General features: G+C 66.1%; 11 protein-coding genes and 2 pseudogenes. 9 read left to right on the top strand and 4 right to left on the bottom strand.

What is annotated here, in order from left to right; translation table 11 throughout:
* Nucleotide 1 precedes the first annotated feature (1 nt).
* Nucleotides 2-967: an Mrp/NBP35 family ATP-binding protein gene (locus tag CVN68_RS19465; protein ID WP_100283660.1), complete on the bottom strand. Its 966-nt coding sequence runs from the start codon at nucleotides 965-967 to the stop codon at nucleotides 2-4.
* Between the two features lie 71 nt (nucleotides 968-1,038).
* On the opposite strand from CVN68_RS19465, the gene hflK reads away from it, so the two are divergent.
* From hflK to CVN68_RS19440, 5 genes are all read left to right on the top strand, one after another.
* The gene (hflK, locus tag CVN68_RS19460; protein WP_100283659.1) at nucleotides 1,039-2,172 is read left to right on the top strand and encodes a protease modulator HflK; all 1,134 of its coding nucleotides are present in this window, start codon (nucleotides 1,039-1,041) and stop codon (nucleotides 2,170-2,172) included.
* Nucleotides 2,169-3,026 (top strand): protease modulator HflC, encoded by an 858-nt coding sequence (gene hflC, locus CVN68_RS19455; RefSeq protein WP_100283658.1) that lies wholly within the window; start codon nucleotides 2,169-2,171, stop codon nucleotides 3,024-3,026. The genes hflK and hflC overlap by 4 nt, the downstream gene beginning before the upstream one ends.
* A 94-nt stretch (nucleotides 3,027-3,120) precedes the next feature.
* Nucleotides 3,121-4,623, top strand: coding sequence for a Do family serine endopeptidase (locus tag CVN68_RS19450; protein WP_100283657.1), 1,503 nt, complete (start codon nucleotides 3,121-3,123; stop codon nucleotides 4,621-4,623).
* Nucleotides 4,624-4,692: 69 nt separating this feature from the next.
* Nucleotides 4,693-6,303 (top strand): helicase HerA-like domain-containing protein, encoded by a 1,611-nt coding sequence (locus CVN68_RS19445; protein WP_100283656.1) that lies wholly within the window; start codon nucleotides 4,693-4,695, stop codon nucleotides 6,301-6,303.
* 44 nt (nucleotides 6,304-6,347) lie between these two features.
* Nucleotides 6,348-8,375 (top strand): OPT family oligopeptide transporter, encoded by a 2,028-nt coding sequence (locus CVN68_RS19440; protein WP_100283655.1) that lies wholly within the window; start codon nucleotides 6,348-6,350, stop codon nucleotides 8,373-8,375.
* A 172-nt stretch (nucleotides 8,376-8,547) separates the two neighbouring features.
* Here the strand turns inward: CVN68_RS19440 and CVN68_RS19435 are convergent.
* The 3 genes and pseudogenes from CVN68_RS19435 to queF all read right to left on the bottom strand — a co-directional run bounded on the left by CVN68_RS19435 (nucleotide 8,548) and on the right by queF (nucleotide 12,730).
* Nucleotides 8,548-9,833: pseudogene (locus CVN68_RS19435) on the bottom strand (glycoside hydrolase family 130 protein).
* A gap of 38 nt (nucleotides 9,834-9,871) precedes the next feature.
* Nucleotides 9,872-12,144 (bottom strand): annotated as a pseudogene (locus tag CVN68_RS19430) (glycosyltransferase).
* 139 nt (nucleotides 12,145-12,283) lie between these two features.
* Nucleotides 12,284-12,730 (bottom strand): preQ(1) synthase, encoded by a 447-nt coding sequence (gene queF / locus CVN68_RS19425; RefSeq protein ID WP_199560140.1) that lies wholly within the window; start codon nucleotides 12,728-12,730, stop codon nucleotides 12,284-12,286.
* Between the two features lie 53 nt (nucleotides 12,731-12,783).
* Between queF and CVN68_RS19420 the strand changes: the two genes are divergently transcribed.
* From CVN68_RS19420 to CVN68_RS19405, 4 genes are all read left to right on the top strand, one after another.
* Nucleotides 12,784-13,617, top strand: coding sequence for a sulfurtransferase (locus CVN68_RS19420; protein WP_100283653.1), 834 nt, complete (start codon nucleotides 12,784-12,786; stop codon nucleotides 13,615-13,617).
* Nucleotides 13,614-14,798 (top strand): cystathionine beta-lyase, encoded by a 1,185-nt coding sequence (metC, locus tag CVN68_RS19415; protein WP_100283652.1) that lies wholly within the window; start codon nucleotides 13,614-13,616, stop codon nucleotides 14,796-14,798. Before CVN68_RS19420 ends, metC begins: the two co-directional genes overlap by 4 nt.
* Nucleotides 14,798-16,072, top strand: coding sequence for a mechanosensitive ion channel family protein (locus CVN68_RS19410; protein WP_100283651.1), 1,275 nt, complete (start codon nucleotides 14,798-14,800; stop codon nucleotides 16,070-16,072). The genes metC and CVN68_RS19410 overlap by 1 nt, the downstream gene beginning before the upstream one ends.
* Before the next feature lie 137 nt (nucleotides 16,073-16,209).
* The gene (locus tag CVN68_RS19405; protein ID WP_407695519.1) at nucleotides 16,210-17,373 is read left to right on the top strand and encodes a GNAT family N-acetyltransferase; all 1,164 of its coding nucleotides are present in this window, start codon (nucleotides 16,210-16,212) and stop codon (nucleotides 17,371-17,373) included.
* Nucleotides 17,374-17,395: the final 22 nt, after the last annotated feature.

The raw sequence follows: 17,395 nt of genomic DNA, 5'->3' as shown, positions 1-17,395 counted from the left end.
GTCAGCCTCCGTTTGCGACGAGCCATTCATCCAGCCGCGCCGCCAATGCGGCGAACGTCTCCGCCTGCGGCCCGTTCCCCGCGGCGGGTGGATCGCCGGCGTCGGAGGCTTCGCGAATGGCCATTTCAAGCGGCACGCGGCCGAGGAACGGCAGCCCCATCCGGTTCGCCGCCGCCTCGGCGCCGCCGCTGCCGAACGGGTCCGAAATTTCACCGCAATGCGGGCAGGCATAGCCCGCCATGTTCTCGATCACCCCGACGATCGGCACACTGACCTTGTTGAACAAGTCGATCGCCCGCGCCGCGTCGATCAGTGCGAGGTCCTGCGGCGTCGAGACGATGATCGCTCCGGCGGGCTTGTGCTTCTGGACCATCGTCAGCTGGAGATCGCCGGTGCCGGGGGGGAGATCGAGAATCAGCACCTCCGCATCGCCCCAATCGGCATCGACCATCTGGCCGAGCGCACCCCCCGCCATCGATCCGCGCCATGCAATCGCCTGCCCTTCGGGGACGAGGCCGCCCATCGACAGCAGAGGCACGCCGAATCCGGTCTGCACCGGGATCAGGGTCTTTCCGCGCGCTTCCGGGCGAATCCCGTCCACCGCGAGCAGCCGCGTCTGCGAGGGACCATAAATATCCGCATCGACTAACCCCACGCGCCGCCCGCGCCGCGCCAGCGCAATGGCGATATTGGCGGCGATAGTGGACTTGCCCACCCCGCCCTTGCCGCTCGCCACTGCGATCAGCCGCCGCGTCCGCCGTTCGCTGGTGAGCAGAATGCGCACTTCGCTCACTCCGGGCGCGCCTTCGGCGACGCGGCGGACATCGGCCTCGATCTCGGCACGTGCGGCCTCGTCGAGGCCGGTGACGTCGAGTACGATGCTGGCCTTGCCATCCTCGATGCGTACCGTCGCACGACCCGCCGCAATCGGTGCCAACGCCGCTTTCAAGCTCTCTGTATCACTCATTACGGGCCAGATAGGCGCACAATCGGCGACTGCCACTGTAAATCCGCGCCCGCGCACTTATAAAGGCTAGCATGGTGAACCTATCGGGCTGGCGCGGACTGGCCGGCATCTTCAAGAACGACGCTCCCAAGAGTCCGTGGGGCAGTGGCAGCGGAAGCGGCGGCAATGGCGGCGGCTCCGGCAATGGCGGCGGCGGTAGCGGCCCGCGCAACCCCTGGTCTTTCCCGCCGGACGGCAAGCGCCCGCGCCCCGGCGCGTCGAGCCTCGACGAGCTGCTCAGGCGCGCGCGCGGCGGCGGCGGCGGCGGTGGCCCCGGCATTCCCGGGCTTCCCACCGGCAGCCGGCTGTGGACGATGATCGTCATCGGGCTTCTGGTGATCTGGGCGGGCTTTACCAGCATCCACTCGATCGGACCGCGCGAGCGCGGTCTCGTCACCACGCTCGGCAGCTACTCGCGGACGCTTGGTCCCGGCAGCCTGCAATTCACGCTCCCCGCGCCGCTCCAGCTCGTCGATATTGTCGACGTCGCCAATATTCGCACCGAGAATTTTCCCACCGGCGGCGAGAATCTGATGCTGACCGGTGACCAGAACATCGTCGATCTCGCATATTCGGTGCGCTGGGACATTCGCAGCGCAGTCGACTACAGGTTCCAGATCGCCAAGCCCGAGGACACCGTCCGCGCGACCGCTGAAAGCGCGATGCGCGCGGTTGTCGCCACCACCAGTCTCAACGAAGCGATCGGCCAAGGCCGCGCCCGGATCGAAGGTCAGGTCCAGGCATCGATCCAGCAGATCCTTGACCAGTATAATTCGGGCATCCGCATCCAGGGCGTCGCAATCCAGAAGGCCGCCGCGCCACAGGCCGTGGACGAGGACTTCAAGCAGGTCACTGCCGCCCAGCAGGAGGCGCAGGCCAACAAGAACAACGCCAATGCCTATGCCCAGCAGGTGCTCGCCGCGGCGCAGGGCGAGGCGGCCGAGTTCGACAAGATCTACGAGCAGTACAAGGCAGCGCCCGAAGTGACGCGCCGCCGCATCTATTACGAGACGATGGAACAGGTCCTGTCGCGCACCAACAAGACGATCGTCGAGGCTCCCGGCGTGACGCCCTATCTCCCGCTGCCGGCGATTCGCGGCGGCGGCGGCACCCCGGCGGCCGAGGCTCCGGCCCAGCCCCGCGCCCAGACGGGAGCAGCACGATGACCGCCAGCTGGTTCCGCAGCCCGATCGGCATCGCCGTCGCCGTGATCTTCGCGCTCGTGGTGCTGATGAGCACGATCGCGATCGTCCCCGAGAGCAAGCAGGTGGTGATCCTGCGGCTCGAACAGCCTCATCGGGTGATCAACGCCTATCGGCCGAACGAGCAATATGGCCGCACCCAGGCGGGGCCGATCTTCCGCATCCCGTTCATGGATCGCATCGTCTGGGTCGACAAACGCGTGCTCGACATCGATCTGCCCAACCAGCCGGTGCTGTCGACCGATCAGCTCCGGCTCGAGGTCGATGCCTATGCGCGCTTCCGTGTGGTCGATCCGTTGCGCATGGTGGTGACCGTCGGCTCCGAAGAGCGGGTGCGCGACCAGCTCCAGCCGTTGTTCGGCTCGTCGCTGCGCAACGAACTCGGCAAGCGCACGTCGGCAGTTTTGCTGAGTCCCGAGCGCGGCGAAGTGATGGACAATATCCAGAAGGCGCTCCAGCGGCTCGCCAGTCAATATGGCGTCGAGATCGTCGACGTCCGCATCAAGCAGACCGAATTGCCCAGCGGTTCTCCGCTCGACAGCGCGCTCAACCGTATGGCGACGGCTCGCAAGCAGGAAGCCGCGACGATCCGGGCGCAGGGGCTGAAGGAAGCGCAGATCATCCGCGCCACCGCATCGGCCCAGGCCGCGCAGGTCTATGCCCAGGCGTTCAACAAGGATCCGGCCTTCTACGATTTCTACCGCGCGATGCAGTCGTACCGGACGACCTTCCTCACTCAGGTCGAGGGCAAGGGCGACACTTCGATCATCCTCTCCCCCCAGAACAGCTATTTGCGCGAGTTCATGGGGCAACGATGATCCTGCAGCTTCGTTCATATTCAATCAGCGTTCAGCAATCGGGCGCAACAACCACGCCCGAACGCTTACTCATCCTTTGAGAGGATTCGCCCACGTGCGTTACGTCTACGCTCTTACCACTGCCCTTGCCCTTGGCGGCGCCGCCACTGCCCTGACGCTGAACCATCCCGCCGGCGCGCAAACCGCGCAGAACGAGCCTGGCGCGATCCAGGCGAGCGTTCCACGCGGCGGCGCCCCGATGAGCTTCGCCGACATGGTTGCCAAGCTGCAGCCGGCGGTGGTCAACATCTCGACCACCCAGCGCGTCACGGTGAACACCAATCCGTTCGCCGGCACACCTTTCGAGCAGTTCGGCCGCGGCCAGGGCGGACCGGTCACCCGGCAGGCGGAGTCGCTCGGATCAGGCTTCCTGATCTCGGCCGACGGCTACATCGTGACCAACAATCACGTCGTCACCGCCGGCACCCGCGGCGCCGTGGTCGAATCGATCAACGTCACGCTCAACGACCGCAAGGAATACAAGGCACGCCTGATCGGCCGCGATGCGTCTTCGGACCTCGCGATCCTGAAGATCGAGGCCACCAGCCTCCCCTTCGTCCGTCTCGGCGATTCCAACCAGGCACGCGTCGGCGACTGGGTGGTCGCTATCGGCAGCCCGTTCGGCCTGGGCGGATCGGTGACTGCCGGCATCATCTCGGCACTGCACCGCTCCACGGTAGGCGGCGCGTTCGACCGTTTCATCCAGACCGACGCTTCGATCAATCGCGGCAACTCGGGTGGCCCCTTGTTTGATCTCAACGGCAACGTCATCGGGATCAACTCGCAGATCCTGTCGCCGACCGGCGGCAATGTCGGCATCGGTTTCGCCATCCCTTCGACCGAAGCCAAGCCAATTCTCGATCGCCTGATGAAGGGTCAGACGATCCAGCGTGGCTATCTCGGCATCCAGATGCAGGATCTGACCGCCGACCTCGCCGATTCATTTGGTGTGGCCAAGGGCAACGGCACGATCGTCGCGCGCGTCGAGCCGGGCCAGGCCGCCGAGAAGGCCGGGATCCGTCAGGGCGACGTGATCGTCCGGGTCAACAACCAGGATGTCACGCCGGACCAGACGCTGAGCTACCTCGTCGCCAATGTGCCGCCTGGCACGCGCATCCCGATCGAACTGGTCCGCGACGGCAGGCGCCAGACCGTCACCCTTACCGTCGGCACGCGTCCGCCCGACGAGGAACTCGCCCAGCAGTTCGATCTCGAGGACAATGACAGCGGCCCCGGCGCGCAGGACGGCGACACGATGAGCGCCGCGTCGCTCGGCATCGCGGTCACCCCTCTGACCCCGCAGATCGCGCGCCAGATTGGCGCCGACACCAATGCGCAGGGCGTAGTGGTGCTCGGGGTCGACGCCGCCAGCGACGCGGCCGGCAAGGGCCTTGCGCGCGGCGACCTGATCACCACCGCCAATCGCACCCCGGTGCGCACGGCAGCGGATCTGGCGCGGATCGTCGGCCAGGCCAAGAGCTCGGGCGCCAGGCAGGTTGTGCTGTTCATCCAGCGCAAGGGCATAGGCCGCTATGTGCCGGTGCAGATCCCGAACTGATTTCGGTCTTTTAGGCTGACGGAACGCCCGTCTCTCCCCTAGAACCGGTTCCTGAAAAGGAGTTCGGTGATGGTGGGAGAGACGGGCATTTTCTTGGGCAGTGCGAGCGGCGCCCGGCAGGAGCTGGTGCTCCGGCGTGCCAATCGCCACGGACTGATCGCCGGGGCGACCGGCACCGGCAAGACCGTGACGCTGCAGGTCCTCGCCGAAGGCTTTTCGGCGGCGGGTGTCCCGGTGTTCGTGTCGGACGTGAAGGGCGATCTGTCCGGGCTCGGCATGGCCGGATCGCCGACTGCCAAGGTCCACGACATCTTCGCGAACCGCGCGCGGGAAATCGGCGATACCGAGTGGCGCTACAAGGAATTGCCGGTTCAGCTATGGGATCTGTTCGGCGAGCAGGGGCACCCGATCCGCGCGACGATCTCCGAGATGGGTCCGTTGCTCCTCGCCCGGCTGCTCGACCTCAACGAGACGCAGGAAGGCGTGCTCAACGTCGCCTTCCACCTCGCCGACGAGGAAGGGCTGCTGCTGCTCGACCTCGACGACCTCCAGGCGATGCTCGCGCATTGCGCCGAACGCGCGGGCGAGCTCTCGACCAAATTCGGCAATGTCACCAAGGCGAGCGTCGGCACGATCCAGCGCCAGCTGCTCCAGCTGCGTACCCAAGGCGCCGAGAACTTCTTCGGCGAGCCCGCGCTCGACATCAGCGAGTTCATCCGCACCGACGAGTCCGGGCGCGGGGTGGTCAACATCCTCGCCGCCGACAAATTGATGGCGAGCCCCAGGCTCTACGGCAGCTTCCTGTTGTGGATGCTCTCCGAACTGTTCGAGACGCTTCCCGAGATCGGCGACCCCGACAAGCCGGTGCTCGTCTTCTTCTTCGACGAGGCGCATCTGCTGTTCGACGACGCGCCCAAGGCGCTGCTCGACAAGATCGAGCAGGTCGTCCGGCTGATCCGGTCGAAGGGCGTCGGCGTCTATTTCGTCACCCAGAACCCGCTCGACATTCCCGAGGATGTGGCGGGACAGCTCGGCAATCGGGTGCAGCACGCGCTGCGGGCGTTCACGCCCAAGGATGCCAAGGCAGTGCGCTCGGCGGCCGAGACCTTCCGCCCCAACCCCAGGGTGGATGTCGCGCAGGCGATCACCGAATTGAAGGTCGGCGAGGCTTTGGTGTCGGTGCTGCAGGAGGACGGGTCGCCATCACCGGTCGAACGCGCGCTGATCCGCGCGCCGGGCACGCGGGTGGGACCGCTGGTGCCCGACGAGCGCGCGGTGCTGGTCACCACCGATGCAGTGGGCGACAAATACGACACCGCGATCGATCGCGAATCGGCCGAGGAGATCTTGGCTGCAAAGGCCGACGAGGCAGTCGCCGCGGCAGCCGAGGCGCAGGCAGGGAACGAATCCGAGCGCGCGCAGGCGGCATGGGCGAAGGAGCAGGCGCGGCTCGCCAAGGAGGCGGAGCGCACCCGCCTCGCCACCGAGCGCGCCCAGGCGACCGCGACGTCGCCATGGGGCAAGATGGCGACTTCGGCCGGGCGCGCCGCGGCCTCCTCCCTCGGGCGGCAAGTCGCCAACGAAGTCGGGCGCGAGATCTTCGGCGGACGCGGTCGGCGCGCGTCGAGCTTCGGCGCGCAGCTGGTGCGCGGGGTGCTGGGCGGGCTGTTCAGAGGCTGACAAGCGCGCCATAGTATCCCTGGATACCTTGGGGAGATCAGGACTTGGCGACCGACGCCGCGGCCCGCGCGCCGCTCGAACTCACGCTTCGCGGCGTCTTGCTGGGCGGGGCGATCACGCTGCTGTTCACCGCAGCGAACGTCTATGCCGGGCTCAAGGTGGGGCTGACCTTCGCCACCTCGATCCCCGCGGCGGTCGTCTCGATGGCGATATTGCGCTTCTTCCGCGGCAGCTCGATCCTCGAGAACAACATCGTCCAGACGATCGCCAGCGCCGCGGGCACCCTCGCGGCGATCGTCTTCGTGCTGCCCGGGCTGATCATGGTCGGCTGGTGGTCGGGCTTCCCTTATTGGACCACCGTGGCGGTGTGCATCACCGGCGGCGTGCTGGGCGTGATGTTCTCGGTCCCGCTGCGCCGCGCGCTGGTGACCGGATCGGACCTGCCTTATCCCGAGGGCGTCGCGGCGGCCGAAGTGCTCAAGGTCGGGTCGAACAGCCGCGCGGGCGACATCGAGAACGCCAGCGGATTGCGCGTGCTGATGCTCGGTGCGCTCTTCTCGGGGGGCTTCGCCCTGCTCGCCAAGATGAAATTGGTCGCCGAGGAAGCCGGCAAGAATTTCGCGGTAGGCGGCACCGCCACCGGCTTCTCGACGAGCTGGTCGATGCTGCTGATCGGCGTCGGGCATCTGGTCGGCATTTCGGTCGGCGCGGCGATGTTCTTCGGGATGATCATCTCGTGGACCACGCTCGTCCCCTGGTTCGCATCGGGCGGCGATCTGTCGGCGGGCGTCGACGCATTGGTCGGCGGCACCTTCCGCGGGCAGGTGCGCTTCATCGGCGCGGGCACGATCGGCGTGGCGGCGATCTGGTCGCTCCTCAAGATCATCGGGCCGATCATCGCGGGGCTCCGTTCGGCGCTCGCCGCGTCGCGCGCGCGCGCCGGCGGTGAGACGCTGGCATTGACCGAGCGCGACTTGCCGATCGGCGTGGTCGGACTGGTCACGGTCGCGACGTTGGTGCCGATCGCGTGGCTGCTGTGGAGCTTTTCGGCAGGCGGGCCGGTGCACGATTATCCGGTCGCGGTGATCGGCGGGACGTTGCTCTATCTGCTTGTCGTCGGCATCCTCATCGCCGCAGTGTGCGGTTACATGGCGGGTCTGATCGGCGCGTCGAACTCGCCGGTCTCCGGCGTGGGCATCCTCGCGGTGCTGGGTGCCTCGTTGCTGCTCGTGGCGATCTTCGGGCACGAGGCCGATCCGACCCGCACCAATGCACTGATCGCCTATGCCTTGTTCACCACTGCGATCATCTTCTCGATCGCGACGATCTCGAACGACAATCTTCAGGATCTCAAGACCGGCCAGCTCGTCGGCGCCACGCCGTGGAAGCAGCAAGTCGCGCTGGTGATGGGCGTGGTGTTCGGCTCGCTGGCGATCCCGCTGGTGCTCGACTTGCTCAAGAACACGCTCGGCTTCGTCGGCATGCCCGGCGCCGGCCCCAATGCGCTCTCGGCGCCGCAGGCCGCCCTGATCTCGTCGATCGCCAAGGGCGTGCTCGGCGGCGACATCGACTGGGGCCTGATCGGCATCGGCGCGGCGATCGGCGCGGGCGTGATCGCGCTCGACGAATTGCTCGGCCGCGCCGGCAAGATGCGCCTGCCGCCGCTGGCGGTAGGCATGGGAATCTATCTGCCGATGGCGCTCACCCTGCTGATCCCGGTCGGCGCGCTGATCGGCCATTTCTACAATCGCTGGGCGAAGCGCAGCATTAATCCCGAATTCGCCGAGCGGATGGGCGTGCTGGCGGCGACCGGGCTGATCGTCGGCGAAAGCCTGTTCGGCGTGGCGTTCGCGGGAGTCCTCGCCTGGGCGAACCGCAACGCGCCGATCCCGCCCAACGATGCGCCGCTGGCGCTGATGGGCGAGGGTTTCGAGAGCGTAGCGCTATGGCTGGCGCCGTTGCTGTTCTTCGGGCTGATCGCGCTGATCTACGCGCTCACTCGCGGCATGGTGCGCAGCGCGCCGCCGGCCTCCGAGCAGCCGGTGGATCAGGACATCGCAACCTATCGGTGAGAACGCTGCGAAGCCCCTCCCTCAAAGGGAGGGGTTGGGGGTGAGTAGAAGCGGCCAGGGCTCGATGCCCCGGCCGCTTCTTCTTTGGCGAGGTGCAGTGTGAGTCTTTTAAGCGCGCGGACACGCGCACCCACCCCCAGTCCCTCCCTGCAAGCAGGGAGGGGGTCTCGCGTCAGTCCATCTGCTCGAGCAGTGCCTTGATCGGCACGAAGGCGAACGCCACCGAACTGTCCGCCACTCCGTAAGGGATGAACAATTTGTCGCCGTGGCGGATCGCGCCGCAGGTGTAGACGACGTTGGGGACATAGCCCTCGCGGTCCTGATCGGCGGCCGCCAGCAGCGGCTCCTTCGAGCGCGCGATCACCTTCGAGGGATCCTTCTTGTCGAGCAGAGCCGCGCCGATCGAATATTTGCGCATCGCGCCGACGCCGTGGGTGAGCACCAGCCAGCCGTCATCGACTTCGATCGGCGGCCCGCAATTGCCCATCTGGACGAGCTCCCACGGATATTGCGGCTTGATCAGCAGCTCGCCGCCTTCCCAATGGGTGATGTCGTCCGAGGTGTGGAGGAAGATGTTCTCGCCGTCCTGGCGGCCCAGCATCATGTACTTGCCGTCGATCTTGCGCGGAAACAGCGCCATGCCCTTGTTGCGCGAGGCCCCGCCGGTCATCGGCACGAGATCGATCGCGCGCCAGTCGCGGGTGCGCATCAGCTCGGACTGGATCACCGAGCCGTTATAGGCGGTGTAGGTGCCGATCCATTCCTCGCTGCCGTCATCATGAGTGAAGTGACAGATCCGCAGATCCTCGAGCCCGTTCGACTGCGCCTTGGTGATCGGGAAGATGACGGTGCCCGACAGCGTCGAATCGCGGTGGCGATAGACCGTCACCGGTCCCTCGGGAATCTTGTCCTCGTCCTCCTCGCGCGCATCCGCCGCAGTGGCGAAGGGGGTTCGGGGGCGAGGCTGAGCTCGTTCTTGTCGGTGATGATGCCTTCGCGAAAAGAAACCGAGGAGATGTGCCCCTCGCCTACTGCGCGCAGCGACATCAGGATGCGCATGCTGCCCTTGGGCATGCCCGACTGATCGTAATGCGGCACCGCGCTGGGGTTCATCAGCGCCGCGGCGGCATAGCTGTACTCGTGGCAGAAATAGGCGCCGAGCAACTGGCGCTTCTCGTCGCCGATCGATCCGCCGTCGAGCTTGAGCATTTCCTCGATCTCGTCGTAGCGCGTCATGAACACGCGGCGCGTCTGCCAATGCCGCGCCTCGAAATCCTTGAGCACGATCTCGAGTTGCGCGCTCGCCTCGCCGGGAGACATCGCCAGCACTTCGCTGACGATGCGTTCCGAGCGGCTCGGCCCCGAGCCGTTTTGCGCCCAGGCGATATGGAACGGACGAACCACCACGCGTGAGGGATCGGCGCGCAGCCGCAGCGTGTGATTGTACAATTCCTGCATTCGTCCCCCGTACCGTCCCGATAGCCGGCGCGCAGGGTTCAGGCGACGGCAGTGCGGGGGGTGCTTGCCACGTTTCCGGCGCGCTTTGAAAGTACGGAAATAGCGCAATTCGCCAATTGGAGCGCCAGAATCGACTCGGCGCCCTGATTCCGGTTCAAACCGTGCGGCATCAGCCCATCAAAACAACCGCCATCATGCGCCGTCGCTAGCGGAAGCTCGAGGTCATTGGCACCAAGATACCAGCGATAGGCGCGCATCGCCTCTTCGTACCAGCGCTTGTCCGAAGTGCATTCAAAGGCTGCGACGCAGGCATCGACAGTGGCCTGGGCCTCGAGCGGCTGCTGATCGAACTGCAGCGGCTCGGCATAAGGCCGGCCGAAGCTCTCGCTACCGACCGCACGGAAACGCCCCTCGGGCGAAGTCTGGCGCCCGACGATCCAGTCGAGCGTTTCGAGTCCGACATCGACGAAGTCCTGCCGCCCCAGAACCTTGCCGGCGCGCAGCAGCGCTTCGGGCAGGCGCGCATTGTCGTAAGCGAGCACGATCTCGAACCATTGCCATTCGGGGCGGCGCGCCTGATCGAGCAGGGTGATCAATTCCTCGCCGTAGCGAGTCAGGATATTGCGCGAGAGCGCGTGCCCCGGATGCGCCTCGATCATCGCCGCGGCGCCGAGCATAGCGAAGGCGTGGCTGCGCGGCGCTTCGAGTTCGAGCGCGATCGCCGCCGTGTTGTCGAACAGCATCGAGGCCCAGTCGCGGTGCTTCTGCGCGCGGGCATCGCGGGCCGTGACACCCAGCGCCCAGATCGCGCGGCCGTTCGAATCTTCCGACCCGACATCCTCGCACCAGGTACGGTCGAAGTTCATGAAGTTGCGGAAGCGGCGCTGGTCCGGATTCCACGCATATTGGACGAACCCGCCATAGATGGTGGTCCATTTGTCGCGAAGCGTCTCGTCGATGTCCTCGATCTTGGACATCAGGATCAGCGCGCGGGCATTGTCGTCGATGCAATAGCCGTGGCGGCGATCCGGCACCGAATAGATCGAATGCTGGAGCATCCCGGTCGAATCGCTCATCCGCTCGACTGCGGCGATATCGGGCTTGAGCGTCGCCAGCTCGACGGTCGCCCTCGCGAAGCGACGCGGCTTGGCGGCGACGATCGCGCCGACCTCGCCCATCGCATTCTCGGCAAGACGCGGCCAGACCATCGTGCGGCCGCGGGCATAAGCGCGCTGCGACAGCGCCAGACGCTCCGTCTTGTCGGTCAACAGACGATCGATCTCGCGTGCAAATGCCGCACTGTCGCCGAAATCGACGAGCACGCCATGATCGTCGGCGAGGATCTCGGTCGCATGGACATAGGGCGTCGAGATCACCGGCTTGCCAACCCCGACCGCGTAGGAAAGCGTGCCCGAAGTGATTTGCGCGGGATTGTTGTACGGCGTGACGTAGAGATCGGCGGCCTGGAGATAGTCGATCAGTTCGTCATGCTCGACGAACGCGTCGATGAACTGGACATGCTCGGCGACGCCCTTTTCCGCGGCAAGCGCCTTCAATCGATCGCGATACACTTCGCCTTCGTGCGCGACGAGATTGGGGTGAGTCGCGCCGAGCACCACGTAGAGCGCCGCGGATGCTTGGCGACGACCTGCGGCAGCGCCGCGATCATCGTCTCGATGCCCTTGTTGGGGGCGAGCAGACCGAAGGTCAGCACGACCTCGCGGCCTTCCCAGCCGAATTCGGGCTTGAGGCTGTCGGGATCGGCGAACTGGCGATCGGGCACGCCGTGCGGGATCATGACGATGCTCTTGTCGTTGGCACCGTGGACGCGCTTGAGGATATCGCGGCCCTTTTCGGCCATCACGATGATCCGCGACGAACGGCGCAGCAGCGATTCCATCACCCGGCGCTCGTCGGTGCTCGGCCGCTCGAGCACGGTGTGGAGTGTCGTGATCACCGGGATCGACAGGCGATCGATCAGTGCGATCAGGAATTCGCCGGCGGGGCCGCCATAGATGCCATATTCGTGCTGGATCCACAGCGCCTGCGCGCCGCTGGCCTCGATCGCGCGGGCTGCGTCGAGATAGGCGGAACGGTCATCTTGCGGGATCGCGCGGGTGACCGCTTCGGGATAGTCGTAACGGCCCGGATGGTCGTCCATCGCATAGACGTCGACCTGCAGATCCGGATAGCGCTGCTTGAGCGCATTGTAGGTATCGGTCGTGTACGTCGCGAGTCCGCACTTGCGCGGGAGAAAGTTGCCGATGAGCGCGAGGTGTTTGATCCCCTGTTCGAGCATGAACCGCGCCATTCTTCTTCCTTCGCTACTGCAAACATCAGGCTGTCGAAAACCCGTCTCGCGTCTCCCAACTCTCGCAAAGCAATATGGTTTCATTCTTGTTGCAATGCAACATGCACGAATCCGATGAAGCGTTCTGTAAATGTGAGGTTCAGCCTCGGCCGCGATATCCGGGTACATCCTGGTCCGGGATCCAGACCCCCGCGGGGGGCAGGCCGGACTGCCAGAACACGTCGATCGGGATGCCGCCGCGCGGATACCAATAGCCGCCGATCCGGAGCCATTTCGGCTTCATCTCCTCGAACAGCCGCTCGCCGATGCCGACGGTGCAATCCTCGTGGAACGCGCCATGGTTGCGGAAGCTGCCGAGGAACAGCTTGAGCGACTTTGATTCGACGATCGTCTCGCCGGGAACGTAATCGATCACCAGATGCGCGAAATCGGGCTGACCGGTGATCGGGCAGAGCGATGTGAATTCGGGCGCGGCGAAGCGGATCAGATAGCGGCTGCCGGGGCGCGGATTGGGGACGTAATCGAGTTCCGCTTGTTCCGGTGTGGCGGGGAGCGCGGAGGTCTGGCCGAGGTGCTTGGGTTCCATGCCGGGCATGTAGGCGTTTGCCGAGCGCTTTGCATCCTTCTAGGAGCAAGGGAATGGACGCACTCATAACGGCACAATGGCTCGCGGACGCCCTCGGCACCGACGACCTCGTGGTGCTCGACGCCACTTATACCTCGACGCTGCCCAGATCGGCGAAGCAGGATCCGCGCGCCGAATATGCCGCGGGGCACATCCCCGGCGCATTGCTGCTCGATCTCGACACTTTGGTCGACGCGGAGGATCCGCTGCCGTCGATGTTGCCGCCGCGCGACCTGTTCGAGGCGCGAATGGCGGCATTGGGTATCACCGCGGAGAGCCGGGTGGTGCTGTACGACAACAGCCAGCACAACACCTCCTGCCGGGCCTGGTGGGTGCTCGGCCGCTTCGGCGTCGAGGCGGCGTTGCTCGACGGCGGGATCGCGAAGTGGAAGGCCGAGGGACACCCGCTCGAGCAAGCAGCGCCCTCCCCCGCCCGCAGCGGCTTCGAGGCGGGGATGCCGCAAACGCAGGTGCGCAGCCTCGCCGAGATGCAGGCGACCGACGAGCAGGTCGTCGACGCGCGCTCGGCGGCGCGCTTTACCGGCGACGAGCCCGATCCGCGCAAGGAATGCGCGCCCGGCCATATTCCGGGCTCGAAGAACATCCCGCAGGGCCGCTTCTTCGAAGCCGACGGGACGTGGAAGCAGCCCGAGGCGATCCGCGCCACGTTCGCGCAGGCGGGTATCGACCTCGACAAGCCATTGGTCGCCACCTGCGGATCGGGGATCACCGCTTGCGTGATCGCCTTTGCCGGACATCTGATCGGCCGCGACGTGCCGGTATATGACGGCAGCTGGTCCGAATGGGGCGCGGATCCCGCAACGCCCAAGGCATTGGGACCGGCATGAGCGACGAGAAGGACGCAACCAAAATCGTCCAGGCCGGGCGGCGGGACGAATGGACGCAGGGCGTGGTCAACCCGCCGGTGTGGCGGGCCTCGACCATCCTCTATGATTCGGTCGCCGAGCTGCGCGCACGCGGCGCGGCCGACACGCACCACAAATTGTTCTACGGGCGCCGCGGCACCCCGACCCAATGGTCGCTCGCCGAGGCGCTGACCGAACTTGAGCCGGGAGCCGAGGCCACCCTGCTCTATCCCTCGGGCGTCGCCGCGATCGCCTCGGCGTTGCTCGCGGTGCTCGAGCCGGGCGACGAATTGCTGTTGACCGACAGTGCCTATGATCCGACGCGCAATCTGGCGAACGGGCTGCTCAAGCGCTTCGGGATCACCACGACTTTCTACGATCCGCTGATCGGCGCGGGGATCGCCGAGCTCTGCACCGAGCGGACCAAAGCGATCTTCATGGAGAGCCCGGGCAGCCTGACCTTCGAGGTGCAGGACGTGCCCGCGATCGTCGCCGTCGCGAAGGCACGCGGGATCACCACTTTGCTCGACAACACCTGGGCGACGCCTTTGCTGCTTCCGGCGATCGGGATGGGCGTGGATTATTCGATCCTCGCCTGCACCAAATATGTCGTCGGCCATTCGGACGTGATGCTCGGATCGGTGACTGCCGCCGAGGGCCAGTATCAGCGGCTGCGCGCGGCGACCTATCAGCTCGGCCAGACCGCGAGCCCTGACGACGCGTGGCTCGGCGCGCGGGGGCTGAGGACGATGGCGGTGCGGCTGGATCAGCATGGCCGTTCGGCGCTCAAGATCGCCGAGTGGCTCGAGGATCGGCCCGAAGTGGCGCGCGTGCTCCACCCGGCACTGCCCGATTGCCCCGGCAATATGACTTTCGCGCGCGATTTCCGTGGCGCTTCCGGGCTGTTCTCGTTCGTGCTCAACGGCGGCGGCGAAGCGGCGCGCGCGGCGCTGATCGACGGGCTCAGGCTTTTCGGCATCGGCTATAGCTGGGGAGGGTTCGAGAGCCTCGCGATCCCGGTCGACCCGGAGCGCTATCGCACCGCGACCAAGTGGGAGGCCGAGGGGCCGATGGTGCGGCTCCAGATCGGGCTAGAGGACGCCGACGACCTGATCGCCGACCTCGAGGCCGGGCTCGCCCGCTTCGCCGAGGTCCGCGGGTGATGGAGCGGATCGGGGCCTGGCTGGCGGGACATAATCTGCCAGGTGCCCACGAGCTTTCCGAAGCCGCGATCGCCGGCGGACTGGCGGCGCTGGCACTGCTGCTCGGCTGGCTGGCGGGACGGCATATCGGCACCCGCATCGCGGCATCCTGGGCCGAGCATATCAGCGGCAATGCGGCGAGCTTCCATTTGCGGATCTGCGCGATCATGCGCTGGGGTGTCGCCGCGATCCTCCTCGCCATCATCGCCGCGAGCTGGCCATGGACTCCGCTCGCCTCGCTAATTCTCGGGCTGATCGAGGGACTCGCGGTGGCGATGCTCGCCGCCGGAGTGCTGCGCGGCCTCAATTTGCCGCGCTGGGCGGCGTGGACATTGGCGGCGCTCGCCTTCACCGCGATCCTCAGCAACGCGATCGGCGGATTCGCGGTGGTCGAGACCACGCTCGACCGGGTCGGCATCCAGATCGGGACGCGGCGCTTCTCTTTGCTCTCCGGCCTGACCCTGGGCATCACCGTGCTGCTGCTCTTCGCCGGAGTGCGGCTGGTCAATCGGGTGCTGAGCCATTCGATCGGCAGCGCCCGCGGCTTCGATGCGACCCAGAAATTGCTGGTCCAGAAGCTCGCGGCAATCGCAGTGGTGGTGCTCGCCTTCTTCATCGGAGTCGACCTGCTCGAGATCGACCTGACTGCCTTCGCCGTGTTTTCGGGCGCCTTCGGCCTCGCGATCGGCTTCGGGCTGCAGAAGACGATCGGCAATCTGATCGCCGGAATCATCCTGCTGATGGACCGATCGATCAAACCGGGCGACGTGATCGTGGTGGGCGACAGCTTCGGCTGGGTGAACAAGATCGGCGTCCGCGCGGTCTCGGTGATCACCCGCGACGGCAAGGAGCATCTGATTCCCAACGAGAATCTGATGACTCAGGAAGTGGAGAACTGGTCGTACACCGATCGCAACGTCCGCGTCCGCATTCCGGTGACCGTCGCCTATGATTGCGATCTCAAGCTCGCGCAGGAACTGATGTTGCGCGCCGCGGCGGAAAGTCCCCGGGTGCTGAACAATCCCAAGACCAATGTATGGCTGATGGCATTCGGTCAGACCGGCGTCGAGCACGAGATCCTCGCCTGGATCAGCGATCCCGAGAGCGGCGTCGGCAATGTGCGCAGCGACGTGCTCAACCGGCTGTGGCTGCTGTTCAAGGAGCATGGGATCGCCATCCCCTATCCCGTCCGCGACGTCCGGGTGACAGCCTGGCCGGGGCAAGAAAAGACGTAGATTCGCGCGCGCTACCAACCGTCATCCCGGCGAAGGCCGGGATCTCGTGCCACAGGCCGTTCGCTCGCCGCCTGAGATCTCGGCCTTCGCCGGGCTGACGAGGTTATTAGATTTGGAAGACCCCCCTCCCGTTGGCCATGATCCGCGCCTATCTTGCGGCGGTGAGTTCGCAGCAGATTACCGCTCGTATCGCCGATGGCGTCGCAACGATCCCCTCGGCCGAGTGGGACGCCTGCGCAGGGTCCGACAATCCGTTCGTGTCGCACCGCTTCCTGTCGATCCTCGAACGCTCCGGATCCGCCACTGCGCGAACCGGCTGGCAGCCGCTGCCGATCCTCGTCGACGGCGCGGACGGCTGCGCCGCGGCGATCGCGCCGGCCTATGTCAAGGCGCATAGCCAGGGCGAATATGTATTCGACCATGGCTGGGCCGATGCGTGGGAGCAGGCCGGCGGACATTATTACCCCAAGCTGCAAGTTGCAGTGCCGTTCACCCCGGTGCCGGGACCAAGGCTGTTGCTGCGCGACGCGGCCGCCGCCCCGGCGCTGATCGCGGCGATCGAGGCGGTGACCGATCAGAACGCGCTGTCCTCGGCGCATGTGACCTTTGTCGACGCGGACCAGTTGCACTGGTTCGAGGCGGCGGGCTGGCTGGTCCGCGCGGGCACCCAGTTTCACTGGCAGAATAACGGCTATGCCGGCTTCGACGACTTTCTGGCGGCGCTCTCAAGCCGCAAGCGCAAGGCGATCCGCAAGGAGCGCGCGGCGGCGCTGGAGGGGCTGACGGCACGCCATGTGACCGGGGCCGAGATCAGCGAGGCGCATTGGGACGCGTTCTGGGAATTCTATCAGGACACCGGCTCGCGCAAATGGGGACGGCCATACCTCACTCGCGCCTTCTTCTCGCTGCTCGGCGCCGAGATGGCCGACGAAGTGCTGCTGATTCTCGCCGAGCGCGACGGAGTGCCGATCGCGGGGGCGCTCAACCTGATCGGCGAAGATGCGCTGTACGGGCGCTATTGGGGTGCGATCGAGGAAGTGCCGTTCCTCCATTTCGAGCTTTGCTATTATCAGGCGGTCGACGCCGCGATCGCGCGCGGGCTGGCCCGCGTCGAAGCCGGCGCGCAGGGCGAGCACAAACTGGCGCGCGGCTATGCGCCGGTCACGACCTGGTCGGCGCATTACATCCCGAATCCCGGCTTTCGGCGGGCAGTGGCGGACTTCCTCCTGCGCGAGCGCGAGGCGGTCGAGCGCGAGCAGGAATGGCTGGGCGAGATGATGCCGTTCAAGCGATCCGACTGATCTTCTCCCCTTCCTGAGCGGG

Origin of the sequence: Sphingomonas psychrotolerans, from assembly GCF_002796605.1 — a bacterium.
In the GTDB taxonomy this organism is placed as follows: Bacteria; Pseudomonadota; Alphaproteobacteria; order Sphingomonadales; family Sphingomonadaceae; genus Sphingomonas; species Sphingomonas psychrotolerans.
Note: the sequence above shows the minus strand (reverse complement) of the source record. Positions and strands in the feature narration are given on the sequence as shown.